Origin of the sequence: Comamonas faecalis, from assembly GCF_039538025.1 — a bacterium.
In the GTDB taxonomy this organism is placed as follows: domain Bacteria; phylum Pseudomonadota; class Gammaproteobacteria; order Burkholderiales; family Burkholderiaceae_C; genus Comamonas_C; species Comamonas_C faecalis.
Map to the genome: position 1 here is coordinate 1 of NZ_BAABBP010000006.1, position 13,253 is coordinate 13,253.

General features: G+C 68.4%; 13 protein-coding genes and 1 pseudogene. 8 read left to right on the forward strand and 6 right to left on the reverse strand.

The window, feature by feature from the left end; genetic code table 11:
• The 8 genes and pseudogenes from ABD767_RS04665 to ABD767_RS04700 all read left to right on the forward strand — a co-directional run.
• Window positions 1-137 (forward strand): annotated as a pseudogene (locus ABD767_RS04665) (IS5/IS1182 family transposase); the annotation flags it as partial.
• Window positions 138-387: 250 nt separating this feature from the next.
• A complete protein-coding gene (locus ABD767_RS04670) occupies window positions 388-1,011 on the forward strand; it encodes a hypothetical protein (protein ID WP_103046521.1) in 624 nt (207 codons plus the stop codon).
• A complete protein-coding gene (locus tag ABD767_RS04675; RefSeq protein ID WP_344868494.1) occupies window positions 1,008-1,598 on the forward strand; it encodes a TlpA family protein disulfide reductase in 591 nt (196 codons plus the stop codon). The genes ABD767_RS04670 and ABD767_RS04675 overlap by 4 nt, the downstream gene beginning before the upstream one ends.
• A gap of 195 nt (window positions 1,599-1,793) precedes the next feature.
• Window positions 1,794-2,249: an acetyl-CoA carboxylase biotin carboxyl carrier protein gene (gene accB, locus ABD767_RS04680; protein ID WP_103046523.1), complete on the forward strand. Its 456-nt coding sequence runs from the start codon at window positions 1,794-1,796 to the stop codon at window positions 2,247-2,249.
• A 13-nt stretch (window positions 2,250-2,262) separates the two neighbouring features.
• Complete coding sequence (gene accC, locus ABD767_RS04685; RefSeq protein ID WP_103046524.1) at window positions 2,263-3,612, forward strand: acetyl-CoA carboxylase biotin carboxylase subunit; 1,350 nt, start codon at window positions 2,263-2,265, stop codon at window positions 3,610-3,612.
• An 83-nt stretch (window positions 3,613-3,695) separates the two neighbouring features.
• Window positions 3,696-4,589, forward strand: a complete 894-nt coding sequence (gene prmA, locus ABD767_RS04690) for a 50S ribosomal protein L11 methyltransferase (protein WP_103046525.1) — start codon at window positions 3,696-3,698, stop codon at window positions 4,587-4,589.
• A 58-nt stretch (window positions 4,590-4,647) separates the two neighbouring features.
• Window positions 4,648-5,967, forward strand: coding sequence for a DUF3426 domain-containing protein (locus ABD767_RS04695; RefSeq protein ID WP_103046526.1), 1,320 nt, complete (start codon window positions 4,648-4,650; stop codon window positions 5,965-5,967).
• 21 nt (window positions 5,968-5,988) lie between these two features.
• Window positions 5,989-6,885 (forward strand): PfkB family carbohydrate kinase, encoded by an 897-nt coding sequence (locus ABD767_RS04700; protein ID WP_103046527.1) that lies wholly within the window; start codon window positions 5,989-5,991, stop codon window positions 6,883-6,885.
• Between the two features lie 354 nt (window positions 6,886-7,239).
• Here ABD767_RS04700 and ABD767_RS04705 read toward each other — a convergent pair whose 3' ends face one another.
• The 6 genes from ABD767_RS04705 to ABD767_RS04730 form a co-directional block, all read right to left on the reverse strand.
• Window positions 7,240-7,848 (reverse strand): histone, encoded by a 609-nt coding sequence (locus ABD767_RS04705; protein WP_103046191.1) that lies wholly within the window; start codon window positions 7,846-7,848, stop codon window positions 7,240-7,242.
• 418 nt (window positions 7,849-8,266) lie between these two features.
• Entirely contained in the window at window positions 8,267-8,869 is a 603-nt protein-coding gene (ampD, locus tag ABD767_RS04710) for a 1,6-anhydro-N-acetylmuramyl-L-alanine amidase AmpD (protein WP_103046181.1), read from the reverse strand.
• Complete coding sequence (locus tag ABD767_RS04715; protein ID WP_103046182.1) at window positions 8,856-10,319, reverse strand: sigma 54-interacting transcriptional regulator; 1,464 nt, start codon at window positions 10,317-10,319, stop codon at window positions 8,856-8,858. The genes ampD and ABD767_RS04715 overlap by 14 nt, the downstream gene beginning before the upstream one ends.
• On the reverse strand, window positions 10,320-12,026 hold the full coding sequence (locus tag ABD767_RS04720) for an ATP-binding protein (RefSeq protein ID WP_344868601.1): 1,707 nt from the start codon (window positions 12,024-12,026) through the stop codon (window positions 10,320-10,322).
• Between the two features lie 13 nt (window positions 12,027-12,039).
• Window positions 12,040-12,273, reverse strand: coding sequence for a PP0621 family protein (locus tag ABD767_RS04725; protein ID WP_103046183.1), 234 nt, complete (start codon window positions 12,271-12,273; stop codon window positions 12,040-12,042).
• A gap of 164 nt (window positions 12,274-12,437) precedes the next feature.
• Entirely contained in the window at window positions 12,438-13,238 is an 801-nt protein-coding gene (locus ABD767_RS04730) for a cytochrome c biogenesis protein CcsA (protein ID WP_103046184.1), read from the reverse strand.
• Window positions 13,239-13,253: the final 15 nt, after the last annotated feature.

Here is a 13,253-nt window from a genome sequence, read left to right on the forward strand (position 1 = left end):
AGCGCCAGTTTGGCTACACCAAGGTGCGCTACCGAGGCCTGGAGAAAAACACTCTGCAGATCGTGACGCTGTTTGCGCTGTCCAACCTGTGGATGGCACGCCATCAGTTGATGCAGCAGCAAGGAGCACGGGGATGAGTGCGCCCGAAAGCAGGGCGCGGGCCGCCAAAAGGGGCAAAACGCCCCGATCGGCGGGCAAAAAAATAGTTGCCCCTGCCGAAGTCAACTCAAATTCCATCATCTGAAAAATAGCCCAGGCGTAGCACGCCTGGAGGTGAGTTATTCAGAGCATCCCTAGGGCGGCGCCGCTCAAGTCCCAGGGGCGGCAAAGCCCCGATGTGCCGCCCGGCATGGCGTGGCGCCGGGGCGGCTGGGCCACAATCGCGCCATGGATCATCCGATTGCCCTGGAGATTGCCGCCACCGCGGCGCGCCTGATCGTGGAAGAAGGCCAGGATTGGGGCGCAGCCAAGCGCCGCGCGGTACGCGAGCTGGGCCTGCCGGCGCGCACGCCGCTGCCGGGCAACGAGGTGGTTGAGGACGCGGTGCGCGAGCACATTGCGCTGTTTTGCGCCGACACCCAGCCCTTCGAGCTGCAGACGCTGCGCGCGCTGGCGCTGCAATGGATGCAGCGCCTGGATGCGTTTCATCCCTATCTGTGCGGCGCCGTCTGGTATGGCACGGCCACGCGCCTGTCCGACATTCAGCTGGCGCTGTTCTGCGACGACCCCAAGGCCGCCGAGATCGCGCTGATCAACCAGGGCGTGGACTACCAGGTGGGGCAGGTGGCTGGGCTGCATGGCAAAGGCGTCGACGTGCTGGGGCTGGACGTGCGCTGCGATGCGCTGGGCGGTTTCGTCGGCGTGCACCTGATGATTTACGACCATGACGACCTGCGCGGCGCACTGCGCCCGGATGTGCGCGGGCGCGCGCCGCGCGGCGACGCTCAGGCGGTGCGCCGCCTGATGCAGGCCGGCGAGGCGGCGACCAACGAGACGGCGAGGCTGCGATGACGACGAATGACTCCTCTTTTATTCCGCCTTCGGGCGAGCCTCAGGGCGCGCTGGCCAAGGGCATGACTGGGCGCCGGCGCCTGCTGACCTATGGCCTGGGCGCCGTCGCCGGCCTGGCGGGCGCGGGCTGGGGGTGGTGGCGCATGCAGCCGTCGGGGCTGGCCGACGGCGTGCTCGATGCCTTCTGGGCAGCGCAGTTCGACGGGATCGACGGCGTGCCAGTGGCGATGCAGGCCTTTGCCGGCAAGCCCTTGCTGCTGAACTTCTGGGCTACCTGGTGCCCGCCCTGCGTGGAGGAGCTGCCGCTGCTCAACAGCTTCTATCACCAGCACCGGGACAAGGGCTGGCAGGTGCTGGGTCTGGCGATTGACCAACCGGGCAACGTGCACAAATTTTTGCAGCGCATGGCGCTGGATTTTCCGCTGGCGCTGGGGCAGGCGACGGCCACGCAGTTCTCGCGCGACCTGGGCAACGATGTGGGCGGCCTGCCTTTCTCCATTCTGTTTGCTGCAGACGGGAGCATCGCCCAGCGTAAAATGGGCCAGCTCAAGGAGGATGACCTGGATCGGTGGGTGGCCTCGCTGTGAAGGGATGGATCGGGCCGGGCACGCACGAACGCGTGTCTTGACCACAGTTGGCGTCTGTTTCACTGTGCGTCTTGCAGCCCGAAGAGCGGCGTGCGGCGTGTTTGGTCGTGTAAATGCCGTAAATTAAGAGTAATTCGTTGCAATAAACGAATTTTGAGGTACATTCCCGCCTCTTGTTTCGTTGTTGGAGCTCCCATGGATTTGCGCAAACTCAAAACCCTTGTTGACCTGGTTTCCGAGTCGAATGTGTCCGAACTCGAGATCACCGAAGCCGAGGGCAAGGTTCGCATCGTCAAGAGCAGCGGCACGGTGGTGCAGCAGGTGGTGGCCGCCCCTGTGCAGGCAGCACCTGCAGCGGCGGCCGCGCCGGCAGCCCCGGTGGCCGAACTGCCGGCACCGGCAGCACCGGCCATCAATGGCCACGTGGTCAAGTCGCCCATGGTGGGCACGTTCTACCGCTCGCCCAGCCCAGGCGCCAAGTCTTTCGTCGAGGTGGGCTCACAGGTCAAGGAAGGCGAGACGCTGTGCATCATCGAGGCCATGAAGATCTTGAACGAGATCGAGGCCGACAAGGGCGGCACCGTCACGCGCATCCTGGGCGAGAACGGCCAGGCAGTGGAATACGGCCAGCCGCTGTTCATCATCGAATAAGGCGGCCCAGCCTATGTTCAAGAAAATTCTGGTTGCCAACAGGGGAGAGATTGCTCTTCGCATTCAGCGCGCCTGCCGCGAGTTGGGCATCAAGGCGGTGATGGTCTACTCCGAGGCCGACCGCGACGCCAAGTACGTCAAGCTGGCCGACGAGGCGGTGTGCATAGGCCCGGCGCCGTCTCCTCTGTCTTACCTGAACATGCCGGCCATCATCTCGGCGGCCGAGGTGACCGACGCCGAGGCGATTCACCCCGGTTACGGCTTTCTTGCCGAGAACGCCGATTTTGCCGAGCGCGTCGAGAAAAGCGGCTTCCAGTTCATCGGCCCGACGCCCGAGTCGATCCGCATCATGGGCGACAAGGTCTCGGCCAAGCAGGCCATGATCAAGGCGGGCGTGCCCTGCGTTCCGGGCTCGGACGGCGAGCTGCCTGACGACCCGGTGCAAATACGGCGCATCGCCAAGAGCGTCGGCTACCCGGTCATCATCAAGGCCGCCGGCGGCGGAGGTGGGCGCGGCATGCGCGTGGTGCACACCGAGGCGGCGCTGGTCAACGCGGTGCAGATGACCAAGGCCGAGGCGTCCGCCGCCTTTGGCAATCCGGCCGTCTACATGGAGAAATTCCTGCAGAACCCGCGCCACGTCGAGATCCAGATCCTGGCCGACAAGCACAGGAATGCGGTCTACCTGGGCGAGCGCGACTGCTCGATGCAGCGGCGCCACCAGAAGGTGATCGAGGAGGCGCCGGCGCCAGGCATTCCGCGCAAGCTCATCGAAAAGGTGGGCGAGCGCTGTGTCGCCGCCTGCAAGAAGATCGGCTACCGCGGCGCGGGCACCTTCGAATTCCTGTACGAGAACGGCGAGTTCTATTTCATCGAGATGAACACGCGCGTGCAGGTCGAGCACCCGGTGACCGAATGGATTACCGGCGTGGACATCGTGCGAACGCAGATCATGGTGGCTGCCGGCGAGAAGCTGCCGTTCTCGCAGCGCCACATCCAGATCAAGGGCCACGCCATCGAGTGCCGCATCAACGCCGAGGATCCGTACAAATTCCTGCCGTCGCCCGGGCGCATCACGACGTGGCACGCCCCCGGCGGCCCCGGCGTGCGCGTGGACTCGCACGCCTACTCCAACTACTTCGTGCCGCCCAACTACGACTCGATGATCGGCAAGATCATCGTGCACGGCGACACGCGCGAGCAGGCGCTGGCGCGTATGCGCACAGCGCTGCTGGAGATGGTGGTCGAAGGCATCAACACCAACATCGAGCTGCACAAGGAGCTGATGGTCGATGCCAAGTTCGTCGACGGCGGCACCAACATCCACTACCTGGAGGAGTGGCTGTCGCAGCGCAGCCGCTGATGGCGTTTTTGCAAGCAACGCCGACACGGGCAGCCAGGCAATGGCTGCCTGTTTTTTTGTGATGCCAAGCCAAGGGAAAAATCATGTTTGAGCTGCGCCTGCTGTGCCCCGAGGAGCGGGTCGAGATCGTGAGCGACGCGCTGATGGCGCTGCAGGCGCTCAGCGTGTCGGTCGAGGACGCCGACGCCGACACCGCGGCCGAGCAGGCGCTGTTTGGCGAGCCCGGCATGCCCGTCGACCGCGAAGGCTGGCAGCGCAGCCGCGTGGCAGCGCTGTTTGGCACCGAAGACGCTGCGCGCGAGGCGGCCGCCTTGCTCGGGCTGCAGGATTTTTTTGCCGGCTGCAGCGTCCAGTCGGTGCAGCCGGTGGCCGAGCAGGACTGGGTACGCCTCACCCAGTCGCAGTTTGCGCCGGTGGAGATCACGCCCGACTTCTGGATCGTGCCCAGCTGGCACGAGCTGTCGGCGCAGGCCACGCGCAGCATCCGCCTGGATCCGGGCATGGCGTTTGGCACCGGCACGCATCCGACGACGCGCATGTGCTTGCGCTGGATTGCGCAGCGGCCGGCGGGCCGCCTTGGGCGCGTGCTCGACTACGGCTGCGGCTCGGGCATTCTGGCCATTGGCGCGGCCAAGTTCGGCGCGCTGGACATCGACGCGGTCGACATCGACCCGGCCGCGGTGCAGGCCACGCTGGACAACGCCCAGGCCAACGGCGTGCAGTTGAACGCCGGCCTGCCCGAGCGCGCCCAGGGCCTGTACGGCACGGTGCTGGCCAACATCCTGGCCACGCCGCTCAAGGTGCTGGCACCGCTGCTGTGCGCCCACGTCGCCGCCGGCGGCCATCTGGTGCTGGCCGGCATTCTGGAGCGCCAGGCCGAGGAGCTGCAACAGGCCTACGCGCCATGGCTGCAGCTGGGCGTGGCAGACAGCGACGACGGCTGGATACTAATGACGGCGCAGCGCGCGGCCGCCTGAACAAGGCCCGGCAGGCCATCGCGAACGCGGTTGGGTGCCTGCCTACAATGCCCCCTCGATGAGCCAGATCACCCGCTGCCCGCACTGCCAGACCGCCTTCAAGGTGGTGGCCGACCAATTGCGCATTTCCGATGGCTGGGTGCGCTGCGGCCAGTGCCACGAGGTGTTCGAGGCACGACAGCACCTGTGGCAGGCGCCGCAGGTGCCGCCGCAACCAGTCGCCGATGCCTCGGCGCCGCAGGTCTGGCGCAGCGCCCGTGAGAACGGTGCGCCGCCGGACAGCACGGAAACCGACGCCGAAGCGGAACCGAAGCCGGATTCGGAGCACGTGGCCGGGCCGCAGTGGGAAGCGGCATTGTTGCCAGAGGGCAGCGACGAGCAGCCCATGCCCGCGCACGATCCGTCACCCGTCGATGACGGCGTGAACGGCGCGGCGGACGACGAGGGTGAGCTGGATCTCCTCAGCGGGTTCTCCCCCGATGAGGACGAGGGGGAAGATGTTTTCACGCCGCTGTCCGATGCACAGATGGAGCACGCGGCTGGCGCCGAGCCCTCCTGGATTCCGGCGGAAGCCCCGGATGGCGCGACCTTGGAGGCCGTGGGGGAGCAGGCCGATGTCGGCACGGCGGACGCCGAGCGCGGCGAGATGGCCGAGCAGAACCCGCAGGAGTCGGAAGTAGCAACGCCCGCAGAACCGGACACAGCAGAGCCGGAAGCAGCGGAGCCGGGCGAGGCAGAACAGAATTTTCCGGAGCACGGCGCAACGGCGCTGGACGACACAGCCGACGAGGCGGCAGATATGCCCGCCGCGGACGCTTGGGCCCCGGATGCCGCAGCGCATGACGACGCAGGCGTGGCCGAGCCGCAGTTCGTGCGCGCCGCGCGCCGCCAGGCGTTCTGGCGCAGGCCGCTGGTGCGCCTGGCGCTGGTGGTGCTGGCGCTGGTGCTGCTGGCCGCGCTGGCGCTTCAGGTATTGGTACACGAGCGCGACATGCTGGCCGCGCGCTACCCGGTGCTGCGCCCGCTGCTGGCCGCGCTGTGCGAGCCGCTGCAGTGCACGGTGCAGGCGCCGCGGCGCATCGACGCCGTGGTGATCGATGGCTCCAGCTTTCTCCAGGTCGACGGCGCGGCCGCAACCTACGAGTTGCGGCTGGATCTGCGCAACCAGGCGGACATGGCCGTCGCCACGCCCGCGCTGGAGCTGACGCTGACCGACGAGCAGGGCCGGCCGCTGCTGCGCCGCGTGATCCAGGCGCAGCAAATGGCGGCGCCTGCGCAGATGCAGGCGCGAGCCAGCTGGAGCGGCACGTTGCGCCTGCGCGTGCAGGCTGGCGTAGCACCGGTGGCTGGCTACCGCCTGCTGGTTTTTTATCCCTGATACCGAGGAACACACAACACCATGGCTGCAGTCATTTGTGGGTCGCTGGCTTTCGACACCATCATGGGTTTTGAGGGGCGCTTCGCCCAGCAAATCCTGCCCGAGCAACTGCACATCCTGAACGTGTCGTTTCTCGTGCCCACGCTGCGGCGCGACTTTGGCGGCTGCGCCGGCAACATTGCCTATGCGCTCAAGCTGCTGGGCGGCGACGCGCGGCCGATGGCCATGCTGGGCAGCGACGGCGGCGAGTATCTGCAGCGGCTCAAGAGCCTGGGCATCGACACCGCGCTGGTCGGGCAGACCGATACGACCTATACCGCGCAGGCCATGATCATGACCGACCGCGACAACAACCAGATCACCGCCTTTCACCCCGGCGCGATGCAACTGGCGCACGGCAACCGCATCGAGGCCGACGCGGCGCTGCGCATCGGCATCATTGCGCCCGACGGGCGCGAGGCGATGATCGAGCACGCCGCGCAAATGGTGCAGGCCGGCATTCCCTTTGTGTTCGATCCGGGCCAGGGCCTGCCGATGTTCGATGGCGACGACTTGCGCCGCTTCATTGGCCAGGCCAGCTGGGTCGCGGTCAACGACTACGAGGGCAAGATGCTCAGCGAGCGCACTGGCTGGTCGCTGGCCGACATCTCGCAGCGCGTGCGCGGCCTGGCCGTGACGCTGGGCGCGCAGGGCTGCGACGTGTGGGAGCAGGGCGTGTGCACGCGCGTCGAGCCGGTCGCGCCCGAGCAGGTCGTTGACCCCACGGGCTGCGGCGACGCCTGGCGCGGTGCGCTGCTCTACGGCCTGGAGCGCGGCTGGTCGCTGGCACGCTGCGCCGCGCTGGGCAACCGCATGGGCGCGCGCAAGATTGCCCAGCGCGGCCCGCAAAACTACACGCTGGACTTCGCCGCCGAATGAGTCCGTGCTGCCGCGCCACGGCAACGCGGGCAGACTAGAGCCTGTTAACGCTATTTTTGACGGATGCGTTGTGATCAAAAGGGCCATCGCCGGCGGCGCCAGCCGCAGCCAAGGTGCCACCCTTGGCAAGGCTGGCGCCGCCGGCGATGGCCCTTTTGATCGCAACCCGAAGGGAACATACTCAAAATGGCGCCACTCTTTGTTGCGCTCCTTGCCCAGACACCCAGTCTGGGTTGCGTCGCACGTCTCGATTGACGCCATTTTGAGTATGTTCGCACCGCCAAAAATAGCGTTAACAGGCCCTAATGAAAACAGCCCGGACAGGCCGGGCTGTTTTTTGGGTGGGCAGAGAGCTCAGGGCTTGGGCTGCGTCGGAAAGGGCCAGGCCGCCTGCGGATTGAGCGTGGTGCGCGGTGCTGGTGCAGCTGCCTTTTTGGCAGGAGCAGCCTTCTTCGCAACTGCTGCCTTCTTGGTGGGCGCGGCTTTCTTGGCGACGGGTGCAGCGGCCTTCTTCGCGGGCGCAGCAGCCTTCTTGGCGGGAGCCGCCGTCTTTTTCACGGGTGCAGAGGTCTTCTTTGCCGGTGCAGCTGCCTTTTTGGCGGGAGCGGCCGCCTTCTTCGCCGGTGCTGCGGCTTTCTTTGCAGGAGCGGCTGCCTTCTTGGCGGGCGCTACCGCCTTCTTCACCGGTGCTGCAGCCTTTTTCACCGGCGCGGCCTTCTTGGCCACGGCGGCTTTCTTGGCAGGGGCCGCAGCCTTTTTGACGGGCGCTGCGGCCTTCTTGGCGGGTGCAGCCTTCTTCGCCGGTGCCGCTGCCTGCTTTACCGCAGTTGCTTTCTTGGCGGGCGCAGCCGTCTTGGCGGCAACTGCGGCCTTCTTGGCGGGAGCGGCTTTCTTGGCTGCCGGTGCAGCTGCCTTCTTGGCGGGAGCTGCTTTTTTCGCAGCGGCTTTTTTCGCAGTGGCCATCATTTTCTCCTTGGGTCGATGTGCGAAGGACATTGCACGCCGGCGAGCGGCAGGCAGGGTTTCATGGTCACTCGGTGAATGCCATGAAGGCGAAGACGCTCCACCGGCGCGGACTTGGCAGTCCGGGCGCATGAGGAGCGTGTTGGGAACGGCATGGGCTGTGCATCAATGGCTGCGCCGTGCGGCAGCCGGGAAATAGGAGAGGACGGTGCCGGGCCGGCCTGGCCGATGTGGCTTGGCTGGAGGCCGGTGGTGCGGTGCGCGTGCAGCGTGGGTGTCCCGATGGTGCATAGGTTTTCCAGTGCCCGAAATTATGAAAGCTGTGCTTCAAAAAGCAAAGCATTGGCGCGTTGCGGGCGCTTGTTTTGTTGCGTGCCGGCCTACGCGGCGCGGCGGATGGCGTGCGGCTTCAGGGTTGCTACCGATGCGGCGGGAAGTACAGGCCGCTGCCGGCAAAGCCGCCCTGCAGCCGCTGCCAGTCGAAACCCGCGCCGGGGTCGCTCTTGCGCCCGGGCGCAATGTGCTCGTGGCCGGCGACGAAGCGCAGCGGGTAGCGCTGCATCAGCGCACGCACCAGCCAGGCCAGGCGCCGGTATTGCGCGTCCTCGAAGCGCTCGCCTTCCAGCCCGTGCAGCTCGACGCCGATCGAGTCGTCGTTGCAGCCGTCCCGCCCACGCCAGTGCGACGCGCCAGCGTGCCAGGCGCGCCGGTCGCAGTCCACGTACTGGCGCAAGCGGCCGCTGCGCTCGATGAAGAAATGCGCCGATACCTGCAGGCCGCGCATGGCCTGGTAGTAAGGGTGGGCGTCCCAGTCCAGCGTGCCGCAGAACAGCTGGTCCACCGCGAGCGCGTCGTGCGAGCCCGGCGGCAGGCTGATCGAGTGCACGACCAGCAGATCAATGCAGGCACCGGCAGGGCGCGGACCGTGGTGGGGCGAGGCGCAGCGCTGTGCGCCCTGCAGCCAGCCGCCGCGCCATGCTGCGGACGGTGCATTGCGTGCGGCTGCGTCAGTGCGTGTCATCGCTGTGCGAGCCATCGGTGCCGTCTGCGGTGTGGGGAATGTTCAGCCGCTCGATGCGGTAGCGCATCTGGCGCGCGCTGATGCCCAGGCGTGCGGCGGCGGCCGTGCGGTCGTTGCCGCACGCCTGCAGCGCGCGCAGCAGGATGGTGCGTTCCTGCGCGTCCAGCCAGGTCTGCAGGTCGTGGGGCGCCGCCGAGCCACCGGGCTCCGGTGCGGCGGCCGGTGCGGCCGGCGCGATGGCGGGCTCGGCCGCCGCGGGCGGCGCCGTGTCGACGGAGTGCGTGGGCAGCGGCGCGCCGTCGCCCAGCGCCACGGCGCGCTGCAGCAGGTTTTCCAGCTCGCGCACGTTGCCGGTGAGCGGATGCCGCATCAGCTGCGCCAGCAGCGACTCGCCCAGCACCATGGGCTCGCAGTGGGCCTCCTGGGCGATGCGCGCCAGCAGCGCGTGGCACAGCGCGGGCAGATCTTCGCGGCGCTCGCGCAGCGGCGGCAGGCGCAGCTCGATCACGTTCAGGCGGTAGAACAGATCCTGGCGAAAGCGCCCTTCGCGCACCTCGCGCGCCAGGTCGCGGTGCGTGGCGCTGAGGATGCGCACGTCCACTGCCTCTTCCTGCGTGGCGCCCAGCGGGCGCACGCTGCGCTCCTGGATGGCGCGCAGCAGCTTGGACTGCATGGCCAGCGGCAGCTCGGCCACTTCGTCCAGGAACAGCGTGCCGCCGCGCGCGGCCTGGAAGAAGCCGTCGCGGTCGTGCGTGGCGCCGGTGTATGAGCCCTTGCGCGCGCCGAAGAACTCGGCGTCCAGCAGGCTCTCGGGAATCGCGCTGCAGTTGACCGCGATCAGCGGCCCTTGCGCGCGCTGGCTGCAGGCGTGCAGCGCGCGTGCCACCAGCTCCTTGCCGGTGCCCGACTCGCCATGCACCAGCACCGGCGCCATGCTGAGCGCCACCTTGGCGATCTGCTGCTTGAGCAGGCGCATGGGGGCGGAGTCGCCCACCAGGCGCGCCAGTGCGGCCTGGCCGTCGCCGGGCGCGGCGGCGCTGGCGGCGCCCGGCCGTGCGGGGGCGGCCTGGTCTGCAGCGCCTTGCGCGGCCGAGGCAACGACGGTGCGCAGCTGTTTCAAGTCGACCGGCTTGGTCAGGTAGTCGAAGGCGCCGTTGCGCAGCGCCTCGACCGCGTTCTCGGCCGAGCCGTAGGCGGTGATGACGATGCAGCGCTCGCTGCGCTGCTGAGCGCGCAGCTCCTGCAGCAGCTGCATGCCCAGGCCGTCGGGCAGGCGCATGTCGGTGATCAGGATGTCGTAGCGGTTGGCTGCCAGGTGTTCACGCGCCTCGCCGACGCTGCCCGCGGTCTGCACGCGCCAGCCCGCGCGCAGCAGCGTCAGCTCGTAGAGGGTGCGCAGGTCGGGCTCGTCGTCGACGACCAGGATGGAGGCGGGGGCGGAGGGGCTCATTCAGACGATGATTGTGTCAAACACCGAGGCCGGCCCGCCCGGGCGGGTGGTTTCGCGGAACACGACGGTGAAGGCGTTGCCCGCGGTGGCGCCGCGCGCCAGCGCCTCGGTGCTGCGCTGGTAGCCGATGGCGGCGCCGTGGCGCTGGCACAGCTCGCGGCAGATGAACAGGCCCAGGCCGCTGGAGCGGCTTTCCGACGAGAAGAAGGGCTCGAACAGGTGCTGCTGCACCGACTGATCCAGCGGCGCGCCGTCGCTCCAGACCTGCAGCACGGCGCGCCCGTCGGGCTGCACCAGCGTGCTCAGGCGCAGCGAATCGGCGTGCGGCCCCTTGTAGCGCAACGCGTTGTCCAGCAGGTTGACCAGCAGGCGGCGCAGATGCTCGGCGTCGAAGGCCACCTGCACGCCGTCGCAATCGAGCTGCAGCTGCAGCGTGCGCGACGCCGGCGCATGCGCCTGCCAGTCGGCGACGATGTGGCCCACCTCGTCGTCCAGCGTCAGCACGGCCGATTCGCCGCTGGCCACCTGGCGCTGCACGCGGGCGATGTCGAGCACGTCCTCGGTCGTGCGCATCAGGCGCTCGGCGTTGCTGTGCACCATTTGCGTCAGGCGCTTGTGAACGGGGTCGTCAAGGTCTTCGTCCAGCAGCGCGTTGGCCTGCACGATGGCCGCCAGCGGGTTGCGGATCTCGTGGGCGACGGCGGCCGACATGCGGCCCATTGCGGCGAGTTTCTCGGTGCGCAGGCGCGCCTGCATCTCGCGCAGGTCGTGCAGAAACATCACGCACAGCGGCGCCTGGGTATCGGTGTCATGGCCCTGGCGCGCCGTGAGCCAGGTGCGCACGCGCAGCCCCACCGGCCCCTGGCCCGGGTGCAGCAGCGTCACGTCGGCATGCTGCGGGTGGTGCTGGGCAAACTGGCGTTGCGCCAGCTGCACCAGCGGCGCCCAGGCGGCCTGCGCGCCGAGCGCAAACGGCGCTAGAGCTTGCCTGCCCCGGCCCAGCAACGCCTGCGCCGCAGGGTTGGCCAGGTGCACCTGCGCGTCGTGGTCGACGACGAGCACGCCGTCGGCCACATGCTCCATGACCAGAGCGCTGACGGCTTTTTGCGTGCGCGCGTCCAGGCGGCTGCGCTGCGCGACCTGCTGCGTGCGGGTGAGCCAGGACGACAACTGGTGCACCAGGTAGGCGAGGATGAAGTAGCCGGTGCTGGTCAGCGCCGCCTGCAGGTAGGCGGCGTCCATGTCGCGCGTGCTGCCGGGCCACCAGGCCCAGGCCAGCAGCAGCAGCGTGACCGCGGCCGTCGTGCCCAGCGCCAGCACCAGCGTGCCCAGCACGCTGGCCATCAGGATGGGCAGGCCCAGCAGCGGCGTGTAGTTCAGAGTGCCTGGCGCCTGCAGCAGCTGCAGCAGTACGACGGCGGCGATGTCCACGCCGATCGACGCCAGCCATTGCACGCCCGGCTGCGGCGGCGGCGGTGCGTGGCGCGCGGCGATGCGCAGCACCAGTGTGGCCAGCAGGTAGCCGAAGCTGCAGGCCATCACCGCCACACTGCCCTGCTGGCTGAAGGACCATGCCAGCAGGTGCAGCACCAGCAGCGCGACCGCGACCATCACGCGCGCGGTCAGAAAGCCGTTCCACAGGCGCAGAAAGGTGGTGTTGTCGCGCCCGCGTGTGTTGGCGCCGGCGTGCTCGGAGTGCGATGAGATCGTCAACACACTCTCAGGCGGGGCCACGGTCGCGGTGCTCCTGGCAGCAATAGGTGCGCCCGCGTGCGTCTGTCATCGCGTCGCTGCGCGGCAGGTGCACGCCGCAGCGAGCGCAGGCCACCATGTCCTGGGGCTTGTCCAGGCGCGGCGCGGCGTGGCGGTCGCTGCGTGCCTGGCGCGATGCGCGCGACGGGCGCAGCGCCGCGTAGACGAGCACCAGCACGGCCAGCAGAACCAGGTATTTCATGCGTCGCGGCTCAGAGGTTGAGAATAAATTGGTCGTGCCCGAAAGGCGCGTCAAAACGCACCCAATAGAGGCGCAAAACGCAGCCATAGTGCGGGCTATGGCGAGTATTTGCAACGATGAGTGGGGGTGTTTTGGCGTGCAAAGCGGGCATGGGGAACTTCTTCTCAACCTCTTAGGATGATTTCGCTGACGAAGCGCGAGCCCACATAGGCCAGCAGCAGCAGCGTGGCGCCGGCGTACAGCACGCGGCTGGCGCTGCGACCGCGCCAGCCCAGGCGCGAGCGCCCCAGCAGCAGCACCGCGAAGACGACCCAGGACAGCACCGAGAACACGCTCTTGTGATCCCAGTGCCAGGCGTGGCCGTACAGCTGCTCACCGAACACAAAGCCCTCGACCAGCGTGGCCGACAGCAGGATGAAGCCGGCCTGCACGAAGCGAAACGTCAGGCGCTCGAGCGTGAGCAGCGGCAGGCCGGCGGGCGACTGCGCGGCCTGGCGCATGCGCGCCTCGGCGCGGCCCATCAGCCAGGCGTGAACGACGGCGGCGGCGAACAGGCCGTAGCAGGCCAGGCCCAGCATCAGGTGCAGCGCCAGCCAGCCCGAGGCGGTGGCGGGCAGCGCGCGCCCGGGAAAGACGGCCGCCGCCAGCACCGTGGCCGCGCACAGCAGCGCCATGGCCGGCAGCGCCCAGCGCGTGCGCATCTGCGGCAGCAGCTGGTGTTCGACCGCATAGGTGGTCAGCGCCAGCCAGGCGGTCATCGACAGCGCCGGCGCAAAACCGAACAACGCCGGGCGCCCGAGCAGGCCCAGCGCCAGCGCCAGCGCGTGCAGTGCCCAGGCCGGCGCCACCGTCAGGCGGCGGGCGGCGGCGTCGCCGCGCCAGACCAGCGCCGCGGCCACGGCGTAGGCCAGCACCGCAGCCGCGGTGACCAGCCAGGCGAGCGGGGATGCGCTGGGTAGAATCATGGGTTCGCAGTTTAG

Coding starts and splice junctions, on each gene's coding strand:
- ABD767_RS04670 (WP_103046521.1), top strand. CDS start 388: ATGGATCATCCGATTGCCCTGGAGATTGCCGCCACCGCGGCGCGCCTG.
- ABD767_RS04675 (WP_344868494.1), top strand. CDS start 1,008: ATGACGACGAATGACTCCTCTTTTATTCCGCCTTCGGGCGAGCCTCAG.
- accB (WP_103046523.1), top strand. CDS start 1,794: ATGGATTTGCGCAAACTCAAAACCCTTGTTGACCTGGTTTCCGAGTCG.
- accC (WP_103046524.1), top strand. CDS start 2,263: ATGTTCAAGAAAATTCTGGTTGCCAACAGGGGAGAGATTGCTCTTCGC.
- prmA (WP_103046525.1), top strand. CDS start 3,696: ATGTTTGAGCTGCGCCTGCTGTGCCCCGAGGAGCGGGTCGAGATCGTG.
- ABD767_RS04695 (WP_103046526.1), top strand. CDS start 4,648: ATGAGCCAGATCACCCGCTGCCCGCACTGCCAGACCGCCTTCAAGGTG.
- ABD767_RS04700 (WP_103046527.1), top strand. CDS start 5,989: ATGGCTGCAGTCATTTGTGGGTCGCTGGCTTTCGACACCATCATGGGT.
- ABD767_RS04705 (WP_103046191.1), bottom strand. CDS start 7,848: ATGGCCACTGCGAAAAAAGCCGCTGCGAAAAAAGCAGCTCCCGCCAAG.
- ampD (WP_103046181.1), bottom strand. CDS start 8,869: ATGACACGCACTGACGCAGCCGCACGCAATGCACCGTCCGCAGCATGG.
- ABD767_RS04715 (WP_103046182.1), bottom strand. CDS start 10,319: ATGAGCCCCTCCGCCCCCGCCTCCATCCTGGTCGTCGACGACGAGCCC.
- ABD767_RS04725 (WP_103046183.1), bottom strand. CDS start 12,273: ATGAAATACCTGGTTCTGCTGGCCGTGCTGGTGCTCGTCTACGCGGCG.
- ABD767_RS04730 (WP_103046184.1), bottom strand. CDS start 13,238: ATGATTCTACCCAGCGCATCCCCGCTCGCCTGGCTGGTCACCGCGGCT.